1 protein-coding gene is annotated in these 2,166 nt (G+C 63.8%); it reads left to right on the top strand.

The features are described from left to right. Positions 1-664: 664 nt before the first annotated feature. A complete protein-coding gene (gene ltrA / locus BST44_RS29055; protein ID WP_224112898.1) occupies positions 665-2,056 on the top strand; it encodes a group II intron reverse transcriptase/maturase in 1,392 nt (463 codons plus the stop codon). The last annotated feature ends 110 nt before the right edge of the window (positions 2,057-2,166 follow it).

Raw genomic sequence — 2,166 nt, forward strand, 5'->3', positions numbered from 1 at the left:
ATCGAGCGCCGTGAGGCGCTGTTCAACCGAACGGAGGTGAGAGACCACCGTCGCCGAGCCATCGCAGTGGCCCGGTAGAAGCTGGGGGCAGCCTGATCTAAAGAGACTTTGGTGAGGGTGGGAAGCAGCCCCGACAACGCCGGGACGGCCTGGTACTGCCAGACGGGTCGGGTCCGGCTAGCGAGACGGGAAGGTGTACGCGAGGAACCAGCGGCTGAACGCCTCTTAAGAGAAGACCACCAGCTCCAACCTGGCGGATGCGGGCTGGGCAGCGACGCGCACCCGCCCTGAGGGCGGGGAACTCGTGGGCCGGTTGATGTCGCCGGTTCGGGAGGTCACGGTGAAGGACTGCGGCGTAGCCGTGACGAGGTCGCAGGGGCATAGCTGGACACCTCACCCGTCAAACGGTTGACAGTGAACACGGGAACCACCGCGCCGGTCCCCGGTCAGATCCGGCAGCCAGCCGGGCTGGAGGGGTAGGCAGTCGTCGGCTGATGCCGGTGTGGTGGGGCGGAGGAGCCGTAGTAGTCCGAGGCCGGGAAAGCCGGTCGCATGGCAAAGGGCTCCAGCGGGTTCGCGGCGAGTACGCAGACTGTGGAGGTCACTTGTGAATACGAGTGCTTTGTGGCCCGACCCGGACACGGCCGAGCTGCGGGTACGCAGGATGCAACGCAAACTGCACCATTGGGCGGTTGATGAAAGCGACCGCTGTTTCGATGATTTGTACAACCTCGTTTATGACCCCGCATTCCTCACCCTCGCGTGGGAGCGGGTGCGGACGAACAAGGGTGCGCGCTCAGCCGGTGCCGATGGGACCGCACCGCGGTCTGTCGGTGCGGCAGAGGCGGTCGGACTGCTTCAGCGGCTCCGCGAGGAACTCAAGGAGCGGATATTCCGGCCGGATCCGGTGCGGGAGGTGATGATCCCGAAGGCGAACGGCAAGCTCCGCCGCCTGGGTATCGCGACCGTCGCCGACCGGGTCGTGCAAGCTTCGCTGAAGCTGGTGCTGGAGCCCATTTTCGAGGCGGACTTTCATCCGTGCGCATATGGGTTCCGGCCGGGCAGGCGAGCCCAGGACGCCATCGCTGAGATCCATCACCTCGCCAGCGGCTCACGGGCCTATCACTGGGTTTTCGAGGGAGACATCACGGCGTGCTTCGATGAAATCTCGCATTCGGCCCTTATGGGCCGGGTGCGGCGACGTGTCGGGGACAAACGCGTTCTGGCCCTGGTGAAGTCGTTCCTCAAAGCCGGGATTCTCTCGAAAGATCTCGGCTACCGGGACACCATCACCGGCACTCCGCAAGGCGGAATCCTCTCACCACTGCTCAGCAATGTCGCCCTGTCCGTTCTCGACGAGCACTTCGCCGCGAAGTGGAAGGCGCTCGGCCCGGAATGGACACGTGCCAAGCATCGACGCGCCGGAGTTCCGACCATGAAAATCGTCCGCTACGCAGACGATTTCTGTGTCATGGTCCACGGCACTCGCGCTGATGCCGAAGCGCTTTGGGACGAGATCGCAGCAGTGCTCGCGCCGATGGGCCTGCGCCTGTCGGTCGAGAAGAGCAGGATCTGCCACGTCGACGAGGGGTTCGAGTTCCTCGGCTTCCGCATCCAACGGCAGATCAAAAGGGGCACGACCAAGCACTACGTCTACACCTGGCCGTCGAAGAAGGCACTTATGTCCATCACCGACAAAGTCAGGAATCTGACGCGGCGACACAAACATCGAACGCTCGCTGATCTGCTGCGCCAACTCAACCCCGTCCTGCGGGGATGGTGCAATTACTTCCAGCACGGGGTGTCCAAACGCACCTTCGACTACCTCGACCACTTCACATGGTGGCGGGTGGTGACTTGGATGCGCAAACGGCACCACGGGCTGGCGTGGGGCGTCTTCCATCGACGGTTCCTGCCCAATTGGCAAATCCGCGAAGGCAAGACGGCGATGTTTCGGCCGCAGAAGGTAGAGGTCACCCGATACCGCTACCGGGGCACGAAAATCATCACCCCTTGGACAGCGAGGCCGACGGACATCACTGCACCAGTGGCCTGAATCCGTGGAGAGCCCGTTGCGGAGAAATTCGCTCGGCGGGTTCGGAGGGCGGGCCGGGGAAACGGATCGGTAGAAATGCCGACACCGCGCCCCGGTCCGACCCCTACACC

The sequence above is a fragment of the Mycobacterium scrofulaceum genome (assembly GCF_002086735.1).
Lineage (GTDB): Bacteria > Actinomycetota > Actinomycetes > Mycobacteriales > Mycobacteriaceae > Mycobacterium > Mycobacterium scrofulaceum.